We start from the raw sequence: 24,802 nt of genomic DNA, 5'->3' as shown, positions 1-24,802 counted from the left end.
AACCAGTTGCCACAGGCACCAAAAGGGGGCGCCGCGCGGATTGTCTGTACAAGCCGGCGGCGTTGCGATCAGAACTTGATGAAGTGCTGGCGATAGTGGCGCAGTTCGTTGATCGACTCGCGGATATCGTCCAGCGCCAGGTGGGTGCCGCCCTTCTTGAAGCTGTCGCGCACCTCAGGCGCCCAGCGTGCTGCCAGCTCCTTGAGGGTCGAAACGTCGAGGTTGCGGTAGTGGAAGTAGTTTTCCAGGCTGCGCATGTGGCGATAGAGGAAGCGGCGGTCCTGGCAGATGCTGTTGCCGCAGATCGGCGACTTGCCCTTTGGCACCCACTGTTCCAGGAAGGCGATGGTCTGCGCCTCGGCTTCGGCCATGCTGACGCGGCTGTCCTTGACCCGCTGGGTCAGGCCGGAGGCGCCGTGAGTGCGGGTGTTCCACTCGTCCATGCGCGCCAGCACCTCGTCACTGTGGTGAATGGCGATCACCGGGCCTTCGGCCAGGGTATTGAGGTCGCTGTCGGTGACGATGGTGGCCATTTCGATAATGACGTCTTGATCCGGATCCAGACCGGTCATTTCCAGGTCGATCCAGATCAGGTTCTGTGGGTTCTGCATGATTCTGCTCCTCGGTAGGTGCGCAGTTTAGCCTAGTGGAGCGTGCTAAACTCCCCGCGGTTAAATATTGCCTCCCGAACACGGAACCTTCATGGCCAAACGCCAGCTCAATCGACGCCAGAACTGGCGCATCGAAAAAATCCAGGGTGAACGCGCTGCCCGCGCCGCCAAACGCGAACAACAGACCCTGAAGGAGCTCGAAGGCGGTGACCTCGGCCCGGAGCAAATGGGCCTGGTCATCGCTCACTTTGGCGTGCAGGTCGAAGTCGAAGCCCAGGACGGCGACGTTGCCGGCCAGGTGTTCCGTTGCCACCTGCGGGCCAACCTGCCGGCGCTGGTCACCGGCGACAAGGTAGTCTGGCGCGCCGGCAACCAGGGCATTGGCGTGATTGTCGCGCAGATGCCGCGCCATACCGAGCTGTGCCGCCCGGACAGTCGTGGCCAGCTCAAACCGGTAGCGGCCAACGTCGACCTGATCGTGATCGTCTTCGCCCCGGCGCCGGAACCCCATGCCAACCTGATCGACCGCTACCTGGTCGCGGCCGAGCATGCCGGCATCCGCCCCTTGCTGCTGCTGAACAAGGCCGACCTGATCGACGAGCAGAACGCTCCGGCGCTCAATGCATTGCTGGCAGTGTACCGCCAGCTTGGCTACCCGTTGCTGGAAGTGTCGGCGCACCACGGCAACGGCATGGAGCAACTGCAGGCCCAGCTTGACGGCCATATCAGCGTGTTCGTCGGTCAGTCCGGGGTTGGCAAGTCGTCGCTGGTCAACAGCCTGCTGCCCGAGGTTCAGACCCGCGTCGGCGATCTGTCGGAATGGTCCGGCCAGGGTACTCACACCACCACCACCGCCCGCCTTTACCACTTCCCCGGTGGTGGCGAGCTGATCGACTCCCCGGGCATCCGCGAATTTGGCCTGGGCCACGTCAGCCGCGCCGATGTCGAAGCCGGCTTCATCGAGTTCACCGACCTGCTCGGCACCTGCCGCTTTCGCGACTGCAAACACGATCGCGAGCCGGGTTGCGCGCTGCTCAAGGCCCTCGAAGACGGCCGCGTGCAACAGCAACGGATGAACAGCTACCGCTCGATCATCGCCAGCCTGCCGCAAGACACTTACTGAAACATCTGAGGCCCGGAAACGGGCCTCAAACAGTTCAAAGTAGGACGCATCCGTAGGATTTATTACCCAGCAAAGCAGGAAGCATCTGCTTTGCTGGTCGTACCTTGCTGTGCGAAAGACTTTCGCTGATTGTCACCTTTCAAGATTCGCCGCCATGAAGCGAATCGACCCCATGCACTGCGTATGAAAGGAATCAACCATGACAATTCAGCTATTGCGCATCAACGCCACTCCCTCCAGCGTGGGAGGGCACTTCTGATGCCAGTCTTTATCAGTTATCGCCACAGCGAACGCCTGGACGCCTTCATCATCAATGAACGGCTCAAGCTTGAAGGCATCAATACCCAGCTGGACCTGTTCGACAGCGAGGCCCAGCAGACCACCGACGACATCAGCGGAATCATCCGCCGCAACATCAGCCAGTGCACCCACCTGATTGCCGTGCTCGCACCGGAAACCGCCGAGGCCTGGTGGGTGCCCTTCCAGCTTGGCGCCGCCACTCTAGTCAATCGCCGGGTAGCCTTTTACCAGTGCGGCGAGGCCACGCTGCCGGGGTATCTGGAGAAGTGGCCAACCATGACCAACCGCGAACACATCGACCTCTACGTGCGCGCCTACCATGACGAGCAGACCTTCAAGCGCTCGATCGACAGCGAAGCCTGCGAGGCCAATGCCACCAACCGCTCCAACGCCGACTTCTTCCATGCCGACCTCAAGGCCAAGATCCGCCGCGGCTTTTAGCCTGTAGCGCCTAGCAAAACGCCCGTGGGCATCGCTGCGCACGGGCGTTTTTTTCAGCTAGCAGGCTTACTGCTTGTTTTCGTCCATCTTCAACACACCGTCTTCGAAGATGTTCAGCTTCTGGCGCAACTCCCGTGGCTGCATCGGCTCGGGCTCGGCCGCCGGGGCTGGCTCCGGGGTCGCCCCTGGAGCCGGCGCTGCGGCGCCTGGCTGGCCGGCTTCGGGGGCGGCAGGCTGGGTCTGTTCGCCTTCGATGGTGCGCTGGGCCTTCTTGGTCAGGACGATGATGTCGATCCGGCGGTTGACCGGGTTGAGCGGGTTCTGCCGGTCGAACAGCGACGACGAGGCATAGCCGACCACCCGCGCCACCTGGGTATCCGGGTAGCCACCGGCGACCAGCGCGCGGCGTGCGGCGTTGGCGCGGTTGGCCGACAGCTCCCAGTTGCCGAAGTCGCCGGTGCCGGCGTATGGCTTGGCATCGGTATGGCCACTGATGCTGATCTTGTTCGGCACCGCCTTGATGGTGTCGGCCATAGCCAGCAGGATGTCCTCGAAGTACGGCTGCAGGCGCGCGCTGCCAAGGTCGAACATTGGCCGGTTCTCGGCATCCATGATCTGGATGCGCAGCCCGTCCTGAGTGATCTCGAAGAGGATCTGGTCCTTGAACTTCTGCAGTTGCGGGTTCTCTTCAACCTTGTTCTGCAGCTCCTGCAGGAGCAACTCGAGGCGCTCGCGCTCAACCTGCTCGGCCATGTTCTCGACCGTGTTCTGGTCGATCGGGATGCTGGTCTCAGGCGTTGGCTCGGACTTTTCTTCCGGGTTGATGGTCTTTTCCGGGGCGAGCTGGGGCGAGCCGCCCAGGTCGATGATGTACGGCGTGCCGCTTTCGGAAAAACCGATCGGGTCCTTGAAGTAGCCGGCAATGGCGATCTTCTGCTCCGGTGTGGCCGTCGACAGCAGCCACAGCACCAGGAAGAACGCCATCATCGCCGTAGCGAAGTCGGCGAAGGCAATCTTCCAGGCGCCACCGTGGTGGCCGTCGCCAAAGCGCTTGATGCGCTTGACGATAATGGGCTGATTGTTCTCCATGGCTTAGCGACCGCGAACTGCTTGTTCCAGCTCGGCGAAGCTCGGGCGGTGGGCCGGGAACAGCACCTTGCGCCCGAATTCCACGGCCAGCGATGGCGGCATGCCCGAGGCCGAAGCCACCAGCGAGGCCTTGATCGCCTCGTAGACGTTCAGCTCTTCCTTGGCGTCATGGCGCAGGGAAGTGGCCAGCGGGCCGAAGAAGCCGTAGGCGGCGAGAATACCGAAGAAGGTACCGACCAACGCCGCACCGACGTGCAGGCCGATCGACTTCTGGTCGCCATCGCCCAGCGAGGCCATGGTCACTACGATACCCAGTACCGCGGCAACGATACCGAAGCCGGGCATGCCGTCGGCGATGCCGGTCACGGCGTGGGACGGGTGCTCGAGCTCTTCCTTCATGCTCAGCAGCTCCATGTCGAACAGGCCCTCAAGCTCGTGCGGGGCCATGTTGCCGGTGGACATGATGCGCAGGTAGTCACAGATGAACGCGGTCATGCGTTCGTCACCCAGTACCGCCGGGTACTTGGCGAAAATCGGGCTGGCAGCGGCGTCTTCGATATCGGCTTCGATCGCCATCATGCCTTCGCGACGGGATTTGTTGAGAATCTCGTAGACCAGGCCCAGCACCTCGATATAGAAGGTGTGGGTAAAGCGCGTGCCGAACATCTTCAGCGACTTCTTGATTACATGCATGGTCATGTAACCAGGGTTGGCCTGGAGGAACGCACCGAAAGCAGCACCACCGATGATCAGCACTTCGAAAGGCTGGATCAGGGCCGCAATCTTGCCGTGGGAAAGTACATATCCGCCGAGCACACTCGCGAATACGACGATGATGCCGATAATTTTAGCCATAGATAGAAAGCACTTACTGTCGTGGTCAGGGTCGTGAGCGGAAGTTAAAAAAACTCTTCTTCTACTTATCGGCAGAACTGCGCCAGACTATAGTCAGTCAAGGCGAAAAGCCAGTTCGGCCTACCTCCAGCATGCCTATTGAAACCATCGTGCCAAGTCAAACACCAAAAACACTCGATGCCTGGGTCAAGCTCCTCGATAGCGTGCGCCTGCCGGTTCCGCTGGCCAGCTACGAACGGGTCAAAGCCGCCATTGGCGACAGCCGCCGCTCGTTGCGCGACATCGCCGAACTGATGCAGGACAGCCCGGCGCTGGTGCTCAGCGTCATGCGCGAGGCCAACCACCACAGCAATACCGGCCTGGGCGAACCGGCCGAGAGCCTGGAGATCGCCCTCAACCGCCTGGGGCTGGCGCGTACCGCAGAACTGCTGGAGCGCCTGCCGGCGCTGCCCGAAGCCGAAATTGCCCCGACCCTGCGTCAGCTGCAGCTGGTCAGCCAGCACGCCAGCCAGCAGGCCAACGGCCTGTTCGCCAGCCGCCTGGCCCGGCTGTGGCAGGAAATCCATTGGGGCAGCCTGCTGTTTCTGTCACCGCTGTGGCCCCTGGCGCTGACTCACCCCAAGCTCCTCGATGAGTGGGAGCTGCGTGTGGTGCACAAAGGCGAATCGGCACTGCGGGTGGAACAAGAGCTGTTCGGCGTGCGGGTCATGAGCCTGTGCAAGGCCCTGGCCGAACACTGGCGCCTGCCGGACTGGGTAACGCGCGGTTACCATTTACTTCAGGAGGAGCGCCGGCTACTGGCCCAGGCGATCCTCATCGCCCGTGACCAGGACAGCCTGCACCAGCAGCAGCGCCTGGACGATCAACCAAGCCTGCGCCGCTGGTTCAACCAGCCGGCCAATACCGTGCTGCTGGCCAACGGCCTGGCCCTGGCCTCGCAGGTTGGCTGGACCAATGCCCATGTGCAGCGCTGGCAACTGCTCACCAGCCTTTACCTGCAAACGCCGCTGGACGATGTCCAGCAACTGGTGCACCAGCAAGCGGCAATCAGCGCCCGTCATCACGCCTGCCCTGGCCTGTTCCATCCGGCCGAGGCGCTGCTGTGGCCCTGGCACCAGCAACGCCTGCATCAGGGCCAGATCGCCCCGCCAACGCCTTCGGCCCAGGCCCTGGGCACCTGGCGCAAACTCTGCGGCGAGCTGCTGACCGAGCCCAGCCCGTTCAGCAATGCTATCCACCTGACGACGTTGGCTCGCGACGCGCTGGTCGCCTGCGGCATGCAGCGGGTGATGCTGCTGATGACCGACAAGACCCTGAGCCAGCTGCGCGTCCACCAGATTGCCGGCCTGCCGGCGGAAGCCGCCAGCCTGGTGCTGCCGATTGAACAAAGCAAACTGCTGCAACGGTTGCTGAGCAAAGCGGCGCAACTGCGCCTGACCCCGGAAAACCACGCGCAGTTCTCAGCCCTGCTGCCGCCCAGCCTGCGCGCCCTGTTTCGCAGCGAACACGTGCTGCTGCGCTCGCTGTCGAGCAATGGCCGGGTGGTGATGCTGCTGGTCGCCGACCAGGGCGGCAAGCCGTTGGCGGACGTCAGCGTGCAAGCCTTTGGCAAAACCGCGCAATGCATCGAGCGGGCCCTGACCGCCTTCAGCAACCGCAGCGCCTGAGCCATGCGCTACAATCGCCCCCTCTGTTCCGCCCTGGAGACTCTGGATGACTGACTTTTCTGGCCTGCCCCTGGTTATCGAGCCGGCAGACCTGCTAACCCGCCTGGATGCGCCAGAGTTGATCCTGGTCGACCTGACCAGCCCCAACCGCTATGCCAGCGGGCATATTCCGGGGGCGCGCTTCGTCGACTTCAAGCGCACCCAGCTAGGCCAGCCTCCTGCGCCGGGCCTGTTGCCGGCCAAGGCCGACCTGGAAAAACTCTTCGCCGAGCTCGGCCATAACGCCAATGCGGTCTATGTGGTCTATGACGACGAGGGCGGCGGCTGGGCCGGGCGTTTCATCTGGTTGCTGGATGTAATCGGTCACTCCCGTTACCACTACCTCAACGGCGGTGTCCACGCGTGGCCAGCGAGCAACCTCAGCACTGAAGTACCCGACGCTGCCAGCGGCACGGTCAACCTGACCCTGCACGAAGAGCCTACGGCCACCCGCGAATACCTGCAAAGCCGCCTCGGCGCCGCCGACCTGGCGATCTGGGACGCGCGCAGCCCGGCCGAATACCGCGGCGAGAAAGTTCTCGCAGCCAAGGGCGGGCACATTCCCGGCGCAGTCAATTTCGAATGGACCGCCGGCATGGACCTGAACGATCACCAGCGCATCCGCAAGGACATGCCCGAGATCCTCGAGCAGCTGGGCATCAGCAAAGACAAGGAAGTGGTCACCCACTGCCAGACCCACCACCGATCCGGCTTTACCTACCTGGTGGCCAAGCATCTGGGCTACCCTCGGGTCAAAGCCTACGCCGGATCCTGGGGCGAATGGGGCAACCACCCCGACACCCCTGTCGAAGTTTAAGGAAACCCAATGAAATCCCGCTTGTTTATCATCAGCCAGTACCTGCTGCCCCACCACCTGCTCTCGCGCCTGGCCGGCTGCGTTGCCGAATGCCGCGTGCGCTGGTTCAAGAACGCCTTCACCAGCTGGTTCGCCAAGCGCTACCAGGTGGACATGTCCCAGGCCCTGGTCGAAGACGTTACCGCCTACGAGCACTTCAACGCCTTCTTCACCCGCGCCCTCAAGCCCGGTGCACGTCCGCTGGATGAAACCCCGGGGGCAATCCTCTGCCCGGCCGACGGTGCCGTCAGCCAGCTCGGCCCGATCGAGCACGGCCGCATCTTCCAGGCCAAGGGCCACAGCTTCAGCGCCCTCGAGCTGCTGGGTGGCGATCCGGCCAATGCCGCGCCGTTCATGGGTGGCCAGTTCGCGACCATTTACCTGTCGCCCAAGGACTACCACCGCGTGCACATGCCGCTGGCCGGCACCTTGCGCGAGATGATCTACGTACCGGGCCGGTTGTTCTCGGTCAACCAGACCACTGCCGAAAACGTTCCGGAGCTGTTCGCCCGCAACGAGCGCGTTGTCTGCCTGTTCGACACCGAGCGCGGGCCGATGGCCGTGGTACTGGTGGGTGCGATGATCGTCGCCTCGATCGAAACCGTCTGGGCCGGCCTGGTAACGCCACCCAAGCGTGAACTGAAGACGGTGCGCTACGACGAAGCCAGCCGCGCGCCGATCCACCTGGAAAAAGGCGCGGAGCTGGGCCGTTTCAAACTCGGTTCGACGGCCGTGGTGCTGTTCGGGCCAGAGCAGGTGAAATGGGCCGAAGAGCTCGGCGCCGGCTCTGCGGTGAGCATGGGCGAGCGCCTGGCACTGCCGGCACAGGCCTGAAACTGAAAAAGCCCGCAGCGATGCGGGCTTTTTTGTACCTGTGGGAGCCAGGTCCGTCAGGCGCGAGCGTCGCGATCGCGAAAACCCAGCAGGTAAAGCACACCATCGAGACCCAGGGTCGAGATCGCCTGTTTGGCCGACTGCTTGACCAGCGGCTTGGCCCGGAACGCCACGCCCAGGCCGGCGATCGCCAGCATCGGCAAGTCGTTGGCGCCATCGCCGACGGCAATGGTCTGCTCCATCTGCAGGCCTTCTTTGCGCGCCAGCTCACCCAGCAGGTCAGCCTTGCGCTGGGCGTCGACGATCGGCTCGACCGCCACGCCGGTCACCTTGCCATCCACTACTTCCAGCTCGTTGGCGAACACGTAGTCGATGCCCAGCTTGACTTGCAGCTGCTTGGCAAAGTAGGTGAAGCCACCGGAGAGGATGGCGGTCTTGTAACCCAGGCGCTTGAGTTCGGCGAACAGCGTTTCGGCGCCTTCGGTCAGGCGCAGCGACGCACCGATCTGGTCCAGCACGCCAACGTCCAGACCCTTGAGCAGCGCCAGGCGCTCCTTGAAGCTGGCACGGAAATCCAGCTCGCCACGCATGGCCCGCTCGGTGATTTCCGATACCTGCTCACCGACCCCGGCAGCCTTGGCCAGCTCGTCGATCACTTCGGCTTCGATCAGTGTCGAGTCCATGTCGAACACCGCCAGGCGGCGGTTGCGACGGAACAGCGAATCCTGCTGGAAGGCGATGTCGACGTTCAGCTCCTGGGCGACGCTGAGGAACTCGGCGCGCAGGGCTTGCGGATCAGCCGGCTCGCCTCGTACCGAGAACTCGATGCAGCCCTTGCTCTGCTCGGCCGGGGTGTCCAGCGCGACACGACCCGAGAGGCGATCGATATGGTCGATGTTCAGCCCGTACTTGGCGGTGATCGAGCTGACCCGCTGCAGTTGCTCGGCAGTCACCCGCCGGGTCAGCAGGGTGACGATGTGCCGGGCTTTGCCCTGGCCTTCGACCCAATTCTGGTAGTCGGCCTCGGAAACCGGGGTAAACCGCACCTGCTGGTCGAGTTCGTTACCCGCAAACTGGATGTTCTTGAGCACCGACGAGGCCTTCTCGGTATCCGGAATTTCGACCAGGATGCCAAAGGACAGGGTGTCGTGAATCACCGCCTGACCGATGTCGAGGATGTTCACTCCACCCTGGGCCAGGACGCCGGTGATGGCGGCGGTAAGACCCGGGCGGTCTTCACCGGTGATGTTAATCAGAACGATTTCGCGCAAGACGGGCTCCGACTCGTTGAAAAAAAGCGCATTCTACCGATTTTCGCTGACCATCGGGCGCAGTCGATACTTTGCCCGCCCCTGAGCGCTCGCTATACTGCGCAGCAACTTCTCCGACATAAAGAGCCGCGCTCTGTGAACCGGCCCACGCCCGTTAAGACCGACAACTTCTTCCTGCTGATCTTCCACGCCCTGCGCCAACGCCGAATACCGCTGGCGCTGCGTATCGCCTGCCATAACGTGTTTCTGGTGGCACTGGCGCTGGTGATCTACGCCTGCGTGATGGGCCTGCAGTTCAAGGAAGCCATGCATGAGCAGGCCGATGCCCTCGGGCAGAGCCTGACCACCCAGACCGCCACCTCGGCCACCGAGCTGCTGGTGTCCAACGACATCCTCAGCCTCAACGTGCTGCTGGGCAACCTGGTGAAGAACCCGCTGGTGGCCCATGCAGCGATCTACAGCGTCGACAACCGGATCCTCGCCGAAGCCGGCCAGCGCCCGAAAAACGGCCTGCTGGGTGAAGCCGAAGGCCTGTACCAGACCAAGATCACCTTCCAGGACGTGACCGCCGGGCAACTGCGCATCAGCCTGGACATGAGCCAGTTCCAGCAGCCGCTGACCATCAGCCTGCAGAGCATGGGCATCCTTGCCGGTATCCTGCTGGCCCTGGCGCTAGCCATGAGCCTGCGCCTGGGCCGCTACATCTCCACGCCGCTGTTGCAGCTGCGGGTCTGGCTGCGCGACATCAACGAGTTCACTCCGGCCATCGAACGCCAGGATGAAATCGGCGACCTGGCGCGTCAGCTGCACACCCGCCTGGCCCCGCCACCACGGGAAATCGAGCCTGAAGAAGAAGAGTCCTTCGATGAGGATGAGCCGGAGTTCGAAGTGCGCAACCTGCGGGATCCGAGCTTCGACGAACAACCGGCTGTGGCCAAGGCCGCCAAACCGGTCAAGCCTGTAACCGACGACGACAGCGATGACGCCTTCGCCGACCTGCTCGACGAGGACCACAGCCCCGCCCCTGCCCCGGCAGCCCCGGTCAACCGCGAGCCACAGGCCAGCGCCGTGCTGGCGGTGCAACTGGGCTCCCAGGAGCAACTGCGACGCCTGCCGCGCACGCGCCTGACCGAGCTGCTGGAACGCTACCGCGACTGCCTCGACCAGGCAGCTTCACTGTATGAAAGCGAAGTGCATACCCTCAACGACGGCAGCACCCTGCTGTTGTTCCACAGCCAGGACAGCGGCGAGGACTACCTCACCAATGCCATCTGCTGTGGCGAGCTGCTGCGTGCCCTGGGCCATGAGCTGCAAATCGAAGTGGCCGACAGCGGCATCACCCTGCAACTGCAGCTGGGCTTGGCCCTGGGTGAAGACCTGCACGGCCTGAGCCAGATCGACCTGCTGCTGACCGAAAAAGCCCAGGACGCCCTGGCCCTGTCGCAGCACAGCCGCAACCTGCTGCTGGTCGAGCGCAAGATCAGCGACGACGCCCTGGTTCGTCAGCGTGCGCGGATTCGCCCGATCGCCAGCCCCGAAGGCGCTTGCTGTGTCGAGCGTCTGATGGAGCCGTACCCATCGATGCTGGAGCGGCAACTGGCGCGGATGCATGAGCGCCGGGTCAAGAGCTGACCCCTTGGCAGAGCAAAAGCCCGCAGTGATGCGGGCTTTTTTATTGCTGACCTGTGGGAGCTGGCTTGCCAGCGATGAGGACAGACCGGTGCTGGCTGACTTACGACCGCTTCACGGCCGATCGTTGGCAAGCCAGCTCCCACAGGCAGGATCAGCGCCCACAAAAAAGCCCGCATCGCTGCGGGCTTCTTGTAAGTCCTCGACTTAGAAGCGGAACACTTCCAGGTCGGTACGAATCGGCGTAGCCAACGGGATCTTCGGCTTTTCCGGCTCTTTGCGCACTTGTACCGGTGCAGCTTTCTTCGGTTGTTGTTCTTCCACCACTGCCGGCTGGTTGGCCAGCGGCTTCAAGGCAATGCTCAACTGCTCGGCGAGCTTTTGCAGCAACTGGCCCTGGGCTTGTACCTGGGCGCTCTCGCTACCCTGGTGCTGCTGCTCCAGGTGCACGATGCGGTTGTCACGGACCTGGCCACGGCGATCGAGCAGGCGCCACTGGGCGTCGAGAATCGCTGGCTGGTTGGTGCCGGAGTCCAGGCGGGTAATCGACAGCAGCACTTGTACATCCGGGGTGAAACCGGTGCTGGCCGGGGCCAGGACCACACGTTGGCTGTCCAGGCGCCAGGCCAGCTGACGGACCAGTAACTGATCGATGTCGGCCGACAGGCTACCGGCCCAGCGGCCATCGGTGGCAGCAGTCAGGCTGCCATCGGCCTGGCGTTGCAGCAGGGTTTCGCGTTGCAGGTAGTCGGCAATCGACACTGGGCCGAGAACCACTGCCATACCCGCGCTTTGCTTGGGTTGGCCAGGCTCACCGCTGTCGAGCTGATACAGGGATACCGGTTGGTGCATGCTGCAACCAGCCAGTCCGAGCACGCCACACAGCAGAACCAACGGAAGGCGCAGAAATTTCATCATCCCATCCAGGCGGTCGCCACAAGGCAAACCGCAGTGATACTCATATAGATTCGTTCGGATACACAGCCACGCTGGTACCGCAAGGGGCCTATCATCCGCGAAATAGCGGCTCGACTCCAGTGTTTCAACCGCGAACGGGCACGAAAATACCCGTTCAGGCTGTCTAACCCGGCTTATCCGGGAATTTCGACCAACAGCGCGTCAACCCGCTGGAAGCCACGGGGCAATTTGTTGCCCCGGCGCCCACGTTCGCCCTTGTAATGCTCAAGGTCGTCGGCCTTCAGAGACAGGGTACGCTTGCCGGCCTGCAATACAAGGGTCGCGCCGTCGGGAATGACCGCCAGATCAGTGACAAATTCTTCACGCGAGGCCACCCGGTCGCCCGGGATGCCGATGATCTTGTTGCCCTTGCCCTTGCCCAGTTGCGGCAGGTCGCTGACCTTGAAGATCAGCAGGCGGCCTTCGGTGGTCACCGCCGCCAGCCAGTTGTGCTCGCGATCGGCGACCGGGCGCGGGGCAATGACCTTGGCACCGTTGGGCAGGCTGAGCAGGGCTTTACCGGCCTTGTTCTTGGCCTGCAGGTCCTCGCCCTTGACCACGAAGCCGTAGCCGGCGTCGGAGGCGATCACATACAGGGCGTCATCTTCGGGCAGCAGCACGCAGTCGAAGCTTGCGCCCGGTGGCGGCGTCAGACGGCCGGTCAACGGCTCGCCCTGGCCCCGGGCCGATGGCAAGGTGTGGGCGGCCAGCGAGTAGCTGCGGCCGGTGGAGTCGATCAGCACGGCAAACTGGTTCGAGCGCCCGGCAGCGGCGGCCTTGAAGCCATCGCCAGCCTTGTAGGAAAGGCCCGTGGCGTCGATATCGTGGCCCTTGGCGCAACGCACCCAGCCCTTCTCCGAGAGCACCACGGTGACCGGTTCGGTCGGCATCAGCTCGTTTTCCGACAGGGCCTTGGCTTCGGCACGGGCGACGATTGGCGAGCGGCGGTCGTCGCCGTAGGTTTCGGCATCCTTGATCAGCTCGGCACGCACCAGCTTGCGCAGCTTGGTTTCGCTGCCCAGCAGGGCGATCAGCTTGGCTTGTTCCTTGGCCAGTTCGTCCTGCTCGTTGCGGATCTTCATCTCTTCCAGGCGCGCCAGTTGGCGCAGGCGGGTCTCGAGGATGTACTCGGCCTGGGTCTCGGTAAGGTCGAAGCGGGCAATCAGCGCGGCTTTCGGCTGGTCCTCGGTGCGGATGATGTGGATAACTTCATCCAGGTTGAGGAAGGCTACCAACAGGCCTTCGAGCAGGTGCAGGCGGCGCTCGACCTTGTCGAGGCGGAACTTCAGCCGGCGGCGCACCGTCTGCACGCGAAATTCCAGCCATTCGACCAGCAGCGCCCGCAGGTTTTTCAGCTGCGGGCGGCCATCCAGGCCGATGATGTTGACGTTGACCCGGTAGCTGGACTCAAGATCGGTGGTAGCGAACAGGTGCTGCATCAGCTCGTCGAGGTCAACCCGGTTGGAGCGGGCGATGATGACGATGCGGCACGGGTTCTCGTGGTCCGACTCGTCGCGCAGGTCGGCGACCATCGGCAGCTTCTTGGCCTGCATCTGCGCGGCGATCTGCTCCAGCACCTTGGCCCCGGAGACCTGGTGCGGCAGCGCGGTAACGACGATATCGCCGTCCTCAATGCGGTAAACCGCGCGCATGCGCACCGAACCACGGCCACTTTCGTAGATTTTCAGCAGTTCGGCACGCGGGGTGATGATCTCGGCTTCGGTCGGGTAGTCCGGGCCCTGGATGTGCTCGCAAAGCTGCTCGACCGTGGCCTTGGGCTCATCGAGCAGGCGTACGCAGGCCGAGGCGACTTCGCGCAGGTTGTGTGGCGGCACGTCGGTGGCCATGCCCACGGCGATACCGGTGGTGCCGTTGAGCAGGATGTTCGGCAGGCGCGCCGGCAGCACCGCAGGCTCATCGAGGGTGCCGTCGAAGTTCGGCACCCAGTCCGCAGTGCCCTGGCCCAGCTCACTGAGCAGTACTTCGGAGTAGCGCGACAGGCGCGCCTCGGTGTAGCGCATGGCGGCGAAGGACTTCGGATCGTCCGGCGCACCCCAGTTGCCCTGGCCATCGACCAGGGTGTAGCGGTAGCTGAACGGCTGCGCCATCAGCACCATGGCTTCATAGCAGGCCGAGTCGCCATGGGGGTGGAACTTGCCGAGCACGTCACCGACGGTACGCGCCGACTTCTTGTGCTTGGAGTCGGCGTCCAGGCCCAGTTCGCTCATGGCATAGACGATGCGCCGTTGCACCGGCTTCAGGCCGTCGCCGATATGCGGCAAGGCGCGGTCCATGATCACGTACATGGAGTAGTTGAGGTAGGCCTGTTCGGTGAAGTCAGCCAGTGACCGGCGCTCTACGCCATCGAGGCTGAGATCAAGGGAGTCGCTCATGCGGGCCTCATCATTTCAGGTTCTGGCGCAGCAGCAAGGTGCCGCCACGCTGGGTAAATTCGAGTTGTTTCAGGGCACTCATGCCCAGTAAAACCTGTTCGCCATCGAGCCCCGGCACCACCAGCGCGCGCACATTGCGCAGGAGGATATCGCCCAGCTGCAGCTGGTCCAGGCGCGTGCGGTAGCCCTGGGTGCGGCCATTGGCGGTGCTCAACATCACCGGCGCGCCGCGCTCCAGGCCTAGCTTGCCGGCCAGGGCTTCGGGGATCGCCACGTCGGTCGCCCCGGTATCGAGCAGAAAATGTACCGTCTGGCCGTTGATCCGGCCATCGGCGACGAAATGCCCCTGGCCGTTGCCGGCCAGTTGCACTTCGATGTAACCCTCGCCGTGTTGCGAGGTGACCACGGCATTGGGGTTGGCCTGACGCTGCTCCCATTCGCCGAAAAAGCGCGTGGCCAGGAACAATCCGGCCGCCCAGGCCAGAATCAGCAGTACCCGGCCAGCACGCTTGCCCGGCGGCTGGCTCACGATTTGCCACTCCAGCCGCCGGCCGGCGCGGCAAAGCGCCAGACAATCGGTCGCGATTCGCCGTCCTGGCGGGTCGCACCGTTGTTGTCCAGGCCGATCCAGGCGCCCTTGTTATCGATCACCAGCGCCTCGGCCAGGCCGAATGGCTGCGAGTAACGCCGGGGCTCGGCCAGGGCATCGGCGGCAAACGACCAGCAGCGCTCGACCTTGGCTGTCTGCGCATCACGCCGGCAAATGCGATAGGCGTTGCGCTCCAGGGTAAAGAGCTTGTCGTTGAACAGGGCCAGGTCGGCAAAGTCGCGCGACACCGGGCGCGGCCTGGGCATCTGCGGCGGCTGCATCTCGACCCCGGCTTCGCTGAGCAGCACGCAACCGTTGCCGCAGTTCCAGGTGGTCTGCTGGCGGTTGATCAGCAGCAGGCCGCGGCGCTCGCGCTCGGCCGCCAGCCAGATACGGTCACCGGCCGGGCTTACCGCCAGGCCTTCGAACAACGCATTGAAGTGCAGCAGCATGCCGCTGGCGCGCGCCTGGCGGACCATGCTCGGGTCGATTTTCAGCCAGTTGGGCGCGCCTTCCATTGGTACCTGCAGCACGGCCGCATGGGCTTCACTGACCAGGTAATGGTTGCCGGCGGCATCACAGCTGATGCCTTCGAAGTCCAGCTCGCCGCCGCGCACCTGCGCGGCAGCCCAGGTGCGCGAGCGCAAGCCCCAGGGCAAACCGCTGTCCGGTACCGGCGGTACCTCCATGTGCTGCGCTTCGGCTTGCCAGACGGCAGCCGAGGTATCCAGGCGGTAAAGCAGCTCGTCATCGCGGTCGGAAACCGCCCACAGCCCGCCTCGGCATTCGCTCAGGCCAGACAGATTGCCGCCACGCATGCCCTCGACCGGGTGTTCGGCGACCAGCTTGAGCTCCGGCCACGGCGCGGCCAGTGCCGGAAGCGTCAACAGCGCCAGAGCCGCAGTCAGGGCCACACGTATCAAGCCAGGACCTCGGCCAGGTTGCCTTTGGATTCCAGCCAGTTCTTGCGATCGCCGGCGCGCTTCTTGGCCAGCAGCATGTCCATGATTTCGCGGGTGCCGTCCAGGTCGTCGAGGGTCAGCTGGACCAGGCGTCGGGTGTTCGGGTCCATGGTGGTTTCCCGCAGTTGCGGCGGGTTCATCTCACCCAGGCCCTTGAATCGGGTGACCTGCGGCTTGCCGCGCTTCTTCTCGGCCACCAGGCGGTCGAGGATGCCGTCGCGTTCGGCTTCGTCGAGGGCGTAGTAGATTTCCTTGCCCAGGTCGATGCGATACAGCGGTGGCATGGCCACATAGACGTGGCCGGCTTCGACCAGCGGGCGGAAATGCTGGACGAACAGCGCGCAGAGCAAGGTGGCGATGTGCAGGCCGTCGGAGTCGGCGTCGGCAAGGATGCAGATCTTGCCGTAGCGCAACTGGCTCATGTCGGCAGCGCCGGGATCGACGCCAATGGCCACGGCAATGTTGTGCACTTCCTGGCTGGCCAGGACTTCGCCGCCATCGACTTCCCAGGTGTTGAGGATCTTGCCGCGCAGCGGCAGGATGGCCTGGAACTCTTTGTCCCGCGCCTGCTTGGCCGAACCGCCGGCCGAGTCACCCTCGACCAGGAACAGCTCGGCACGCATCGGGTCCTGGCCGGCGCAGTCGGCCAGCTTGCCCGGCAGTGCCGGCCCCTGGGTGACGCGCTTGCGCTCGACCTTCTTGCTCGCCTTCAGGCGCCGGCCGGCGTTGTTGATCGCCAGCTCCGCCAGCTGCATGCCCACCTCCGGGTGAGCGTTGAGCCACAGGCTGAAGGCATCCTTGACCACGCCAGAAACGAACGCGGCAGCCTCGCGCGAGGACAGACGCTCTTTGGTCTGCCCGGAGAACTGCGGCTCCTGCATCTTCATCGAGAGCACAAAACTGATGCGCTCCCAGACGTCTTCCGGCGCCAGCTTGACGCCGCGCGGCAGCAGGTTGCGGAACTCGCAGAACTCGCGCATGGCATCGAGCAGGCCCTGGCGCAGGCCGTTGACGTGGGTACCGCCCTGGGCCGTGGGGATCAGGTTGACGTAGCTTTCCTGGACACTGTCGCCGCCTTCGGGCAGCCACAGCAGGGCCCAGTCGACCGCCTCCTTGTTACCGGCCAGGCTGCCGCAGAATGGCTCGTCGGGCAGGCGCAGGAACTCGCTGACCGAATCGACCAGATAGGAGCGCAGGCCGTCTTCGTAGTGCCACTCGACCTTCTCGCCGGTGCCTTTGTCTTCGAAGCTGACCAGCAGCCCCGGGCACAATACGGCCTTGGCCTTGAGCACGTGCTTGAGGCGGCTGATGGAGAATTTCGGCGAATCGAAATACTTGGGGTCCGGGGCGAAGTACACGCTGGTGCCGGTGTTGCGCTTGCCAACGCTGCCGACTACTTCAAGCTCGGTGGCCTTGTAGCCATCGGCGAAGGTCATCTGGTACTCGTTGCCGTCGCGCTTGACCTTGACCCGCACCTGGCTGGACAAGGCGTTGACCACCGAAATACCCACCCCGTGCAGGCCGCCGGAGAACTGGTAGTTCTTGTTCGAGAACTTGCCACCCGCGTGCAGCTTGGTGAGGATCAGCTCGACCCCGGACACGCCCTCTTCAGGGTGGATGTCCACCGGCATGCCGCGACCATCGTCGGACACTTCCAGGGAATGGTCGGCGTGGAGGATCACCTGCACCGACTTGGCGTGCCCGGCCAGGGCTTCGTCGACACTGTTGTCGATCACTTCCTGGGCCAGGTGGTTCGGCCGGCTGGTGTCGGTGTACATGCCCGGGCGCTTGCGCACCGGGTCAAGGCCGGAGAGGACTTCGATGGCGTCTGCGTTATAGGCACTAGCGCTGGGAATGGCCATGGGTTCTCGTCGTCAGTCGTGGGTGAAAATAGGTTATCAAAATACAGAAAAATCGAGTGTTTGATACTGCTGCGGGGCAATGCCGGCAAAGCTCAGCAGGGCTGGCAGGCGTTCGGCAAAGCCCTGGAAGCTGTGATCGCCACCGGCCTGGATGCGCAGAGCACAGGCACGGTAGAACTGCTCGGCCTGGCGGTAGTCCAGGGTTTCATCGGCGGTCTGCAGCCACACTTGAAAGCGCCCGGCATCGGTCGGCGCCGGCACTTCCAGCTCGGCCAGAGCCTGCACGTGGTCAAGGGTCAGTTCCCAGGTTTCGCCGGTATAGAGGTTCTGCTGCGGCCCCAGGTAGCCGTCGAACAGCCGGTGCGGGTTGATCGCCGGGTTGACCAGCAGGGCCTTGAGCCCGTGGCGCTCGGCCAGATGGGTGGCATAGTAGCCGCCGAGCGAGCTGCCGACCAGTAATGGCGATTCGAGCTCGGCAATCGCCGCCTCAAGCTGGGCGATGGCCTGGCGCGGGTGATGATGCAGGGCCGGCACGCGCAGGCGCTCGGCCAGCCCCAGCTGGGCCATGACTGCTACCAGCTGGCTGGCCTTCTTCGACGACGGCGCGCTGTTGAACCCGTGAATATAGAGAATCGAACCCGACATGCCGCCCCCGATGCGCCTTGAATGCCTGGATCGCCAGGCAGGAAAGCGCGCATTTTAGCCTGTTAGACGGCAGATGCAGCAGTTTCAGCGATTTGGCAACACTTAATAGCCGTCGCCTTCGTAGTCGACGGTGAATTCGAAGTCGCTGACCCGCGACACGCCGGTGTCGATCGAGCCGTCCGCCTGCAGGCGCAGCCAGCGGTAGCCGGGGGCCTGCTCGCCGACTTTGAAGTCTTCGCTGCGCGGCTCGAACTGGATGCAGGTCGAGGGTGAGGCCAATAGCCGCACGCCGTCGCGAACCTGGTCCCACTCCTGGTGAATATGGCCCCAGAGCAAGGCCCGTACCTGTGGATAACCTTGCAGCACAGCAAACAGTGCGTCGGCGTTGCGCAAGCCGATCGGCGCCATCCAGGCGCAGTCGATAGATACCGGTTGGTGATGGAAACAGATCAGGTGATGGCGCTCGGGCGCTTCGTCCAAGGCGCTCTTTAGCAACCTGAGCTGGCCGTCATCGAGCAAGCCCGGCACCGAACCGGCCACCGCCGAGTTGAGCATGAGGATTCGCCAATTGCCGATATCCACCTGCGGATCAAGCAAATCAGTGCCCTGCGCCGCCTGTTCCATTGGCAGCGGCTCGTCATGGTTGCCGGCGAGCCAGCGCGCGGGGGCCTCAAGGCTCGCGGTCAGGTCACGAAAACAGCGGTAGGACTCGACCGAACCATCCTGGGATAAATCGCCGGTGGCCAGCAGCAGGTCGATCCGCGGCTGCTCGTCGCGTACCCGCTCGATCACCCGCTGCAGGCTGTCGCGGGTATTCATGCCCAGCAGCGTGCCTTGCGCGTCGGCAAACAAATGACTGTCGGTCAGTTGCACCAGGTACACCGGCGCGTCGCTAGGGGGGATCGATGGTTGCGGCAAGGGCCGACTCCTTGAACGGATTCAGCGCGATTATGGCGGCTGGCGGGCGTTGAGCAAATACTCGAAAACGACCGTCATCACATTTCAGCGAACGACGGCCAACTCATGGCCACAGGCCAGGCAATGGCTCAGCCATTCACCGAGGAACAGATTCAGCTGGGCCTTTTCGTCCGGCTGGTGCATGGCCGCATTGGGGTACGGATAGATACTGCGAAAACGCCGGGCGTGCTCGGCGCTGACCACTTCGGCCATGCGCGCGTCGTGGTAGACCTGCACCTCCAGCTGCGGCACCGGCAGCCAGGGCAGGCTGTGCTCCTGGCGCACGCGCAAGGTGGTGGTGTAGGGACAGGCGAGCACTACATCAAGGACCAGCACGCCAAGCATCTGGTCGCCCTGGGTCATGCCGATCCGGCGCGAGCTCTGGGTGCTGCGCATGTCGGGCAGCAGGCGCATCAGGCGCGCATAGTTGGCCTCGCAGGCAGCCTGCAACCCGACCAGATCTACCCGGTAGCGCTCGCGCAGCAGATTCACGACCATAGCCCCCTGACTTCAGCGCGGTTCAAGGCCAGCCATTGCAAGGCAATGATGGTTGCCGCGTTGGCAATTTTGCCGTCGCGCACGGCCTGCAGCGCATCCTCGAACGCCCAGACCTTCACGCGAATATCCTCGCCTTCTTCTTCCAGCCCGTGCAGGCCACCGGCCCTTTCGCTGCTGCAATGGCCCAGATAAAGATGGACAAACTCGTCGCTGCCGCCCGGTGACGGGAAATACCGGGTCATCGGCCACAGCGCACTGAACGCAAGCCCAGCTTCCTCCTCGGCCTCGCGGTGCGCAACTTCTTCCGGTTGTTCGTCCTTGTCGATCAGACCGGCGACCAGTTCGATCAACCAGGGGTTGTCGACCTTGCCGATGGCGCCGACGCGAAACTGCTCGATCAGCACCACTTCGTCGCGCTGGGCATCGTAAGGCAGCACACACACCGCATCATGGCGCACGAACAGCTCGCGGCTGATCTCACGACCCATGCCACCGGCGAACAGCTCGTGGCGCAGGCGCACCTTGTCGAGGCGGTAGAAGCCCTTGTAGCAAGTGGCCCGATCGACGATCTCGACCTGGCTGGGCACAGCGTTGTTGAACGTGTCAGACATGGGAATCCTCATTACCTCATTTACCGCATCGCGCCATCCTAACCTGCGTACCGCTGTGTTTCACCTCTTTAAAGATACCGTCCAGGCTGCGAGGATAGGCACCCCGCTGGTCTATTCAGCTTAGTGGCGAACTGAAGGCCTTGCCGACGGTCCAAGTCCGATCACCTTTGCCTTACAAGGATCATCATGACGCTTGTGAAACTGACTTCCGTGGCCGTGCTGGCCCTGGCCCTTGGCGCTTGTCAGAGCCTGTTCCAGCCCAACATGCGCACGCCGCTGGAGGTCAAGCGCGACCGTTGGGAGCACATCAAGCCCGGTTGCAGCAATGCCGATTGCCCGCTGGTCAACATCGACACCATCCACTTCCCGGCCAACCCCAAGCTGGACGGGATCGTCGAGAAACGCCTGCTGCAACTGACCCAGGACAACGAGCGCAGCGCCCTGCCCAGCTCGCTCAAAGCCTACGAAGAGCAGTTCATGGCCAGCGCGCAAAGCCGCAACAGCAGCTACCTGCAAGCCAAGGTACGCGAGCAGCATGACGGACTGGTGATCATCGAACTGTCCAGCTACCTGGACACCGGCGGCGCCCACGGCATGCCCGGACGCGGCTTCATCAACTATTCGCGCCAGCAGGACAAGGTACTGAGCCTGCAGGACATGCTGGTGCCGGGCCAGGAAGCGACCTTCTGGAAGACCGCCGAAGAAGCCCACAAAGGCTGGCTGATCAGCACCGGCATGGACAAGGACGCCGAGTTCGTCAAGACCTGGCCGTTCCGCCAGACCCCGCACATCGCCCTGACCTACGGCGCGGTGGTGCTGAAGTACGAGGTCTATGCCATCGCCCCGTACTCCATGGGCCATATCGAGCTGAAAATCCCCTACCCGCGCCTGAACGGCGTGATCAGGCCGGAGTTGTTTCCCGGTCGCGGCTGACTGCCGGCGCGGCGGCCCAATAGACCACCCCTGCCAGCAGCAAGGCCGGCAGGGTCGAGCCGACGTTCGGCGCGTAGTGCGCCAGCAAATGGTAAGCCGCTACGCCAATCGCCCAGGCCAGCAATGCCGGCCAGTGCAGGCTGTGGATCGGGCTTGAGTCGCTGCGCCGGCGGCGGACGATGAAGTGATCGACCAGCACCACGCCGAACAGCGGCGCGAACACCGAGCCGATCAGCAACAGGAAGTTCTGGTACTGCGCCAGCGGCGCCAAGCTGGCGATCAGGGTGCACAGCACGCCAATGGCCAAGGCCAGGTGCTCGACCTTCAGGCGCAGCAGAAAACCTGTGGAGACCGCCGCCGAGTGAATATCGGCAAAGGCTTTTTCCGACTCATCGAGCAGGATCAGCAGCAACGGAATGCCCAGACCGGCGCCAGCCAGGGCCAATAGCAAGGTATTGACCTCGCCCGCCGGAGCAAAGGCCAGGGTGTAGGCCACGCCCAGGCTCATCATCCACACGTTGCCGATGAAATAGCCCAGCGCCGTGCCGGCAAACACCCGGCTGGCGCGCTGGCTGAAGCGTGAGTAGTCGGCAATCAATGGCAGCCACGACAGCGGCATGGCAATGGCGATATCAATGCCAATCGCCAGCGGCATCGAACCATCGCCGGCGCGCGCCCACAGCGCGGCCAGATCGGCCTTGGCAAACAGGTTCCAGGTCAGCCACAGGCAGGCGCCGATCAGCAGCCAGATGCCCCACTTGCGCAAAATCTTGCGCACGAAGGTCAACGGCCCGCTGACCGCCAGCAAGGTGGCCAGCGCGCCGAAGCACAAGGTCCACAGCAACGGATTGGTCAGCACGCTGCCTTCGCCGAAGGCGCGCTCGCCAAGCAGGCTGGCGGCATCGCGCATGACGATGATTTCGAACGAGCCCCAGCCGATCAGTTGCAGGAGGTTGAGCATGGCTGGCAGACGCGCGCCATTGCTGCCCAGGCTGCGGCGCAGGGCGGCCATCGACGACAGGCCGGTATCACTGCCGATGACCGCGACCGCGGCGAGCAGCAGCACGCCGACGCTGGTGCCGACGATGATCGCCAGCACAGCGTTGGCCAGGCCCAGGCCGGGGCCGAGCAAAGCACCGGTCTGCAGCACCATCAGGCCGATGCCGAGGGAAAACCACAAGGAACAGAGGTCGCGGCCGCTGAGCACGCGTTGCTCGGCGCTGACCGGGTGATCGGGGGAAAACTGGCTGGGTGTGCTCACGAGAGTGGTCTCGACAGGAGGGAATTTGTTGTTCTTCAGGGCCCTATCGCTGGCAAGCCAGCTCCCACCGGTACCTTGTGGGAGCTGGCTTGCCAGCGATGCGGTGTGCACCAGCACACCGCCTGAACAGCCCGATCAGACCTTCTTGTACAACTGGCTGCCTTCCTGGCGGAACCGCTCGGCCTGCTCGCGCATGCCATCCTCGACTGCCACGTCCACCGCTTCGATGCGCTGGTTGGCAGCGTATTCACGCACTTCCTGGGTGATCTTCATCGAGCAGAACTTCGGCCCGCACATCGAGCAGAAGTGCGCGACCTTGGCCGAATCCTTGGGCAGGGTTTCGTCATGGAAGCTGCGTGCGGTGTCCGGGTCCAGGCCGAGGTTGAACTGGTCTTCCCAGCGGAATTCGAAGCGCGCCTTGGACAGTGCGTTGTCGCGGATCTGCGCGCCGGGATGGCCCTTGGCGAGGTCGGCGGCATGGGCGGCGATCTTGTAGGTGATGATGCCGGTCTTGACGTCATCCTTGTTCGGCAGGCCCAGGTGTTCCTTGGGCGTGACGTAGCAGAGCATGGCGCAACCGAACCAGCCGATCATCGCCGCACCGATGCCCGAGGTAATGTGATCGTAGCCCGGGGCAATGTCGGTGGTCAGCGGGCCAAGGGTGTAGAACGGCGCTTCGTCGCAGCATTCGAGCTGCTTGTCCATGTTCTCCTTGATCAACTGCATCGGCACGTGGCCCGGGCCTTCGATCATGCACTGGACGTCATGCTTCCAGGCGATCTTGGTCAGCTCGCCGAGGGTTTCCAGCTCGCCGAACTGCGCTTCGTCGTTGGCGTCGGCAATCGAGCCCGGACGCAGGCCATCGCCGAGCGAGAAGCTGACGTCGTAGGCCTTCATGATTTCGCAGATTTCGTCGAAGTGGGTGTAGAGGAAGTTCTCTTTGTGGTGCGCCAGGCACCACTTGGCCATGATCGAGCCACCGCGGCTGACGATGCCGGTGACGCGCTTGGCGGTCAGCGGCACATAGCGCAGCAGTACGCCGGCGTGGATGGTGAAGTAGTCAACGCCTTGCTCGGCCTGTTCGATCAGGGTGTCGCGAAACAGCTCCCAGGTCAGGTCTTCGGCCACGCCATTGACCTTCTCAAGGGCCTGGTAGATCGGTACGGTACCGATTGGCACTGGCGAGTTGCGGATGATCCACTCGCGGGTTTCGTGGATGTGCTTGCCGGTGGACAGGTCCATCACCGTGTCCGAGCCCCAGCGGATGCCCCAGGTCAGCTTGGCCACTTCTTCTTCGATGGACGAGCCCAGGGCGCTGTTACCGATGTTGCCGTTGATCTTCACCAGGAAGTTGCGGCCGATGATCATCGGCTCCAGCTCCACGTGGTTGATGTTGGCCGGGATGATCGCGCGGCCGCGGGCGATTTCTTCGCGGACGAACTCGGCGGTGATTTCTTTCGGGATGCTCGCGCCGAAGCTGTGCCCGGCATGCTGTTGGTCAAGCAGGCCGGCGGCACGGGCTTCTTGAAGCTTCATGTTTTCGCGGATGGCGACGTATTCCATCTCGGCGGTGATGATGCCCTGGCGGGCGTAGTGCATCTGGCTGACGTTGGCGCCGGCCTTGGCCCGGCGCGGATTGCGCACGTGGGCAAAACGCAGCTTGGTCAGCTCGGCATCGGCCAGGCGCTGCTGGCCGAAGTCCGACGACAGGCCGGCCAGGCGCTCGGTATCGCCACGGGCGTCGATCCAGGCCGAGCGTACGTCGCCCAGGCCCTTGCGCACGTCGATGATAACGCTAGGGTCGGTGTAGGGGCCGGAAGTGTCGTAGACCAGTACCGGGGCGTTGGCTTCGCCGCCGAAGTCGGTCGGGGTGTCGTCGAGGCTGATTTCACGCATGGGCACGCGGATGTCCGGGCGCGAGCCTTCGACATAGATTTTGCGCGAGCGGGTGAATGGCTGTACGGATTGTTGATCGACCCGGGCCGATTCACTCAGATTGGTATATTTTTCTTGTTTACTCATCACAGGCTCTCCAGACGGCTTCCTAGCAGTGGAATGTCGGGGAGAACCTGAAAGGCACGGACGCACCATGGGTGGTGCTGTGCCAAATGCGCGGTGATGCCTGCAGCTGTGGTGGCTGACTCGACATTCCCGGACCTGGCACAAGAGACTCGCCGGGAAAGCGAGAAATCTTGTTCCCTACGCAGGCGCTAACCTGATCAGGTTCAACGGGATCCGGATTATCCGATCTCAGCCTCAACACAAGGCACCCCGACAAGAACGCGGCCAGTCTAAGCTGGAGTGGCATACAAAGCCAAGCACCTGGACATGGACACGATAAATGGCGCAAATAGCGGATTGTTGCAAAATGGCTGCGCAACTACACTCACCAGTTCAGAAATTCTCACCGTTCAAGGAT

The 24,802-nt window shown here is 63.5% G+C and carries 22 protein-coding genes and 1 riboswitch; of the genes, 7 read left to right on the top strand and 15 right to left on the bottom strand.

Going from position 1 to position 24,802, the window contains the following annotated elements; genetic code table 11:
- Positions 1-68 precede the first annotated feature (68 nt).
- Positions 69-611: an oligoribonuclease gene (orn, locus tag LOY34_RS02425; protein ID WP_045193742.1), complete on the bottom strand. Its 543-nt coding sequence runs from the start codon at positions 609-611 to the stop codon at positions 69-71.
- Positions 612-702: 91 nt separating this feature from the next.
- Here orn and rsgA point away from each other — a divergent pair, with 91 nt between their 5' ends.
- Both rsgA and LOY34_RS02415 read left to right on the top strand, forming a co-directional pair.
- Positions 703-1,734 carry a small ribosomal subunit biogenesis GTPase RsgA gene (gene rsgA / locus LOY34_RS02420; RefSeq protein WP_093376733.1) on the top strand — a complete coding sequence of 344 codons (1,032 nt, stop codon included), beginning with the start codon at positions 703-705 and terminating at the stop codon, positions 1,732-1,734.
- A 258-nt stretch (positions 1,735-1,992) separates the two neighbouring features.
- Positions 1,993-2,475, top strand: coding sequence for a TIR domain-containing protein (locus LOY34_RS02415; RefSeq protein WP_045193744.1), 483 nt, complete (start codon positions 1,993-1,995; stop codon positions 2,473-2,475).
- A gap of 66 nt (positions 2,476-2,541) precedes the next feature.
- On the opposite strand, the gene motB is transcribed toward LOY34_RS02415, so the two are convergent.
- Both motB and motA read right to left on the bottom strand, forming a co-directional pair.
- On the bottom strand, positions 2,542-3,564 hold the full coding sequence (gene motB, locus LOY34_RS02410; RefSeq protein ID WP_195885548.1) for a flagellar motor protein MotB: 1,023 nt from the start codon (positions 3,562-3,564) through the stop codon (positions 2,542-2,544).
- 3 nt (positions 3,565-3,567) lie between these two features.
- Positions 3,568-4,419, bottom strand: coding sequence for a flagellar motor stator protein MotA (motA, locus tag LOY34_RS02405; RefSeq protein WP_038997459.1), 852 nt, complete (start codon positions 4,417-4,419; stop codon positions 3,568-3,570).
- 131 nt (positions 4,420-4,550) lie between these two features.
- Here motA and LOY34_RS02400 point away from each other — a divergent pair, with 131 nt between their 5' ends.
- From LOY34_RS02400 to asd, 3 genes are read left to right on the top strand one after another with little or no spacing between them, the layout of a single operon-like run.
- Positions 4,551-6,086, top strand: a complete 1,536-nt coding sequence (locus tag LOY34_RS02400; protein ID WP_045193746.1) for an HDOD domain-containing protein — start codon at positions 4,551-4,553, stop codon at positions 6,084-6,086.
- A 46-nt stretch (positions 6,087-6,132) separates the two neighbouring features.
- On the top strand, positions 6,133-6,942 hold the full coding sequence (locus tag LOY34_RS02395) for a rhodanese-like domain-containing protein (protein ID WP_045193748.1): 810 nt from the start codon (positions 6,133-6,135) through the stop codon (positions 6,940-6,942).
- Between the two features lie 9 nt (positions 6,943-6,951).
- The gene (gene asd / locus LOY34_RS02390) at positions 6,952-7,815 is read left to right on the top strand and encodes an archaetidylserine decarboxylase (protein ID WP_045193749.1); all 864 of its coding nucleotides are present in this window, start codon (positions 6,952-6,954) and stop codon (positions 7,813-7,815) included.
- A 56-nt stretch (positions 7,816-7,871) separates the two neighbouring features.
- On the opposite strand, the gene serB is transcribed toward asd, so the two are convergent.
- Complete coding sequence (serB, locus tag LOY34_RS02385) at positions 7,872-9,086, bottom strand: phosphoserine phosphatase SerB (protein WP_195885547.1); 1,215 nt, start codon at positions 9,084-9,086, stop codon at positions 7,872-7,874.
- A gap of 135 nt (positions 9,087-9,221) precedes the next feature.
- On the opposite strand from serB, the gene LOY34_RS02380 reads away from it, so the two are divergent.
- Positions 9,222-10,718, top strand: coding sequence for a histidine kinase (locus tag LOY34_RS02380; RefSeq protein ID WP_195885546.1), 1,497 nt, complete (start codon positions 9,222-9,224; stop codon positions 10,716-10,718).
- A gap of 204 nt (positions 10,719-10,922) precedes the next feature.
- On the opposite strand, the gene LOY34_RS02375 is transcribed toward LOY34_RS02380, so the two are convergent.
- The 9 genes from LOY34_RS02375 to LOY34_RS02335 form a co-directional block, all read right to left on the bottom strand.
- Positions 10,923-11,630: a membrane integrity-associated transporter subunit PqiC gene (locus LOY34_RS02375; RefSeq protein ID WP_045193753.1), complete on the bottom strand. Its 708-nt coding sequence runs from the start codon at positions 11,628-11,630 to the stop codon at positions 10,923-10,925.
- A 176-nt stretch (positions 11,631-11,806) separates the two neighbouring features.
- Positions 11,807-14,065, bottom strand: a complete 2,259-nt coding sequence (parC, locus tag LOY34_RS02370; protein ID WP_045193754.1) for a DNA topoisomerase IV subunit A — start codon at positions 14,063-14,065, stop codon at positions 11,807-11,809.
- A gap of 10 nt (positions 14,066-14,075) precedes the next feature.
- Positions 14,076-14,594 (bottom strand): TIGR02281 family clan AA aspartic protease, encoded by a 519-nt coding sequence (locus tag LOY34_RS02365; RefSeq protein WP_045193755.1) that lies wholly within the window; start codon positions 14,592-14,594, stop codon positions 14,076-14,078.
- Positions 14,591-15,577, bottom strand: a complete 987-nt coding sequence (locus LOY34_RS02360) for an esterase-like activity of phytase family protein (RefSeq protein ID WP_195885545.1) — start codon at positions 15,575-15,577, stop codon at positions 14,591-14,593. Before LOY34_RS02360 ends, LOY34_RS02365 begins: the two co-directional genes overlap by 4 nt.
- On the bottom strand, positions 15,574-17,478 hold the full coding sequence (gene parE, locus LOY34_RS02355) for a DNA topoisomerase IV subunit B (RefSeq protein WP_195885544.1): 1,905 nt from the start codon (positions 17,476-17,478) through the stop codon (positions 15,574-15,576). Before parE ends, LOY34_RS02360 begins: the two co-directional genes overlap by 4 nt.
- A 36-nt stretch (positions 17,479-17,514) precedes the next feature.
- Positions 17,515-18,123 carry a YqiA/YcfP family alpha/beta fold hydrolase gene (locus tag LOY34_RS02350; protein WP_045193759.1) on the bottom strand — a complete coding sequence of 203 codons (609 nt, stop codon included), beginning with the start codon at positions 18,121-18,123 and terminating at the stop codon, positions 17,515-17,517.
- A gap of 102 nt (positions 18,124-18,225) precedes the next feature.
- On the bottom strand, positions 18,226-19,041 hold the full coding sequence (gene cpdA, locus LOY34_RS02345) for a 3',5'-cyclic-AMP phosphodiesterase (RefSeq protein WP_093376759.1): 816 nt from the start codon (positions 19,039-19,041) through the stop codon (positions 18,226-18,228).
- An 84-nt stretch (positions 19,042-19,125) separates the two neighbouring features.
- On the bottom strand, positions 19,126-19,578 hold the full coding sequence (locus tag LOY34_RS02340) for a DUF1249 domain-containing protein (protein WP_045193762.1): 453 nt from the start codon (positions 19,576-19,578) through the stop codon (positions 19,126-19,128).
- Positions 19,569-20,189: an NUDIX domain-containing protein gene (locus LOY34_RS02335; protein ID WP_195885543.1), complete on the bottom strand. Its 621-nt coding sequence runs from the start codon at positions 20,187-20,189 to the stop codon at positions 19,569-19,571. Before LOY34_RS02335 ends, LOY34_RS02340 begins: the two co-directional genes overlap by 10 nt.
- Positions 20,190-20,375: 186 nt before the next feature.
- On the opposite strand from LOY34_RS02335, the gene LOY34_RS02330 reads away from it, so the two are divergent.
- Complete coding sequence (locus tag LOY34_RS02330; RefSeq protein WP_093376769.1) at positions 20,376-21,122, top strand: RsiV family protein; 747 nt, start codon at positions 20,376-20,378, stop codon at positions 21,120-21,122.
- Here the strand turns inward: LOY34_RS02330 and cytX are convergent.
- Positions 21,091-22,383 (bottom strand): putative hydroxymethylpyrimidine transporter CytX, encoded by a 1,293-nt coding sequence (gene cytX / locus LOY34_RS02325; protein ID WP_195885542.1) that lies wholly within the window; start codon positions 22,381-22,383, stop codon positions 21,091-21,093. The genes LOY34_RS02330 and cytX overlap by 32 nt on opposite strands.
- Positions 22,384-22,518: 135 nt before the next feature.
- Complete coding sequence (gene thiC, locus LOY34_RS02320; protein WP_093376779.1) at positions 22,519-24,405, bottom strand: phosphomethylpyrimidine synthase ThiC; 1,887 nt, start codon at positions 24,403-24,405, stop codon at positions 22,519-22,521.
- A gap of 157 nt (positions 24,406-24,562) precedes the next feature.
- A riboswitch (TPP riboswitch) is annotated at positions 24,563-24,667 on the bottom strand.
- Positions 24,668-24,802 lie beyond the last annotated feature (135 nt).

Origin of the sequence: Pseudomonas sp. B21-009, assembly GCF_024749345.1 — a bacterium.
Taxonomy (GTDB): Bacteria; Pseudomonadota; Gammaproteobacteria; order Pseudomonadales; family Pseudomonadaceae; genus Aquipseudomonas.
The sequence above is the reverse complement of the archived record's forward strand: the minus strand, read 5'-3'. Positions and strand labels throughout refer to the sequence as shown.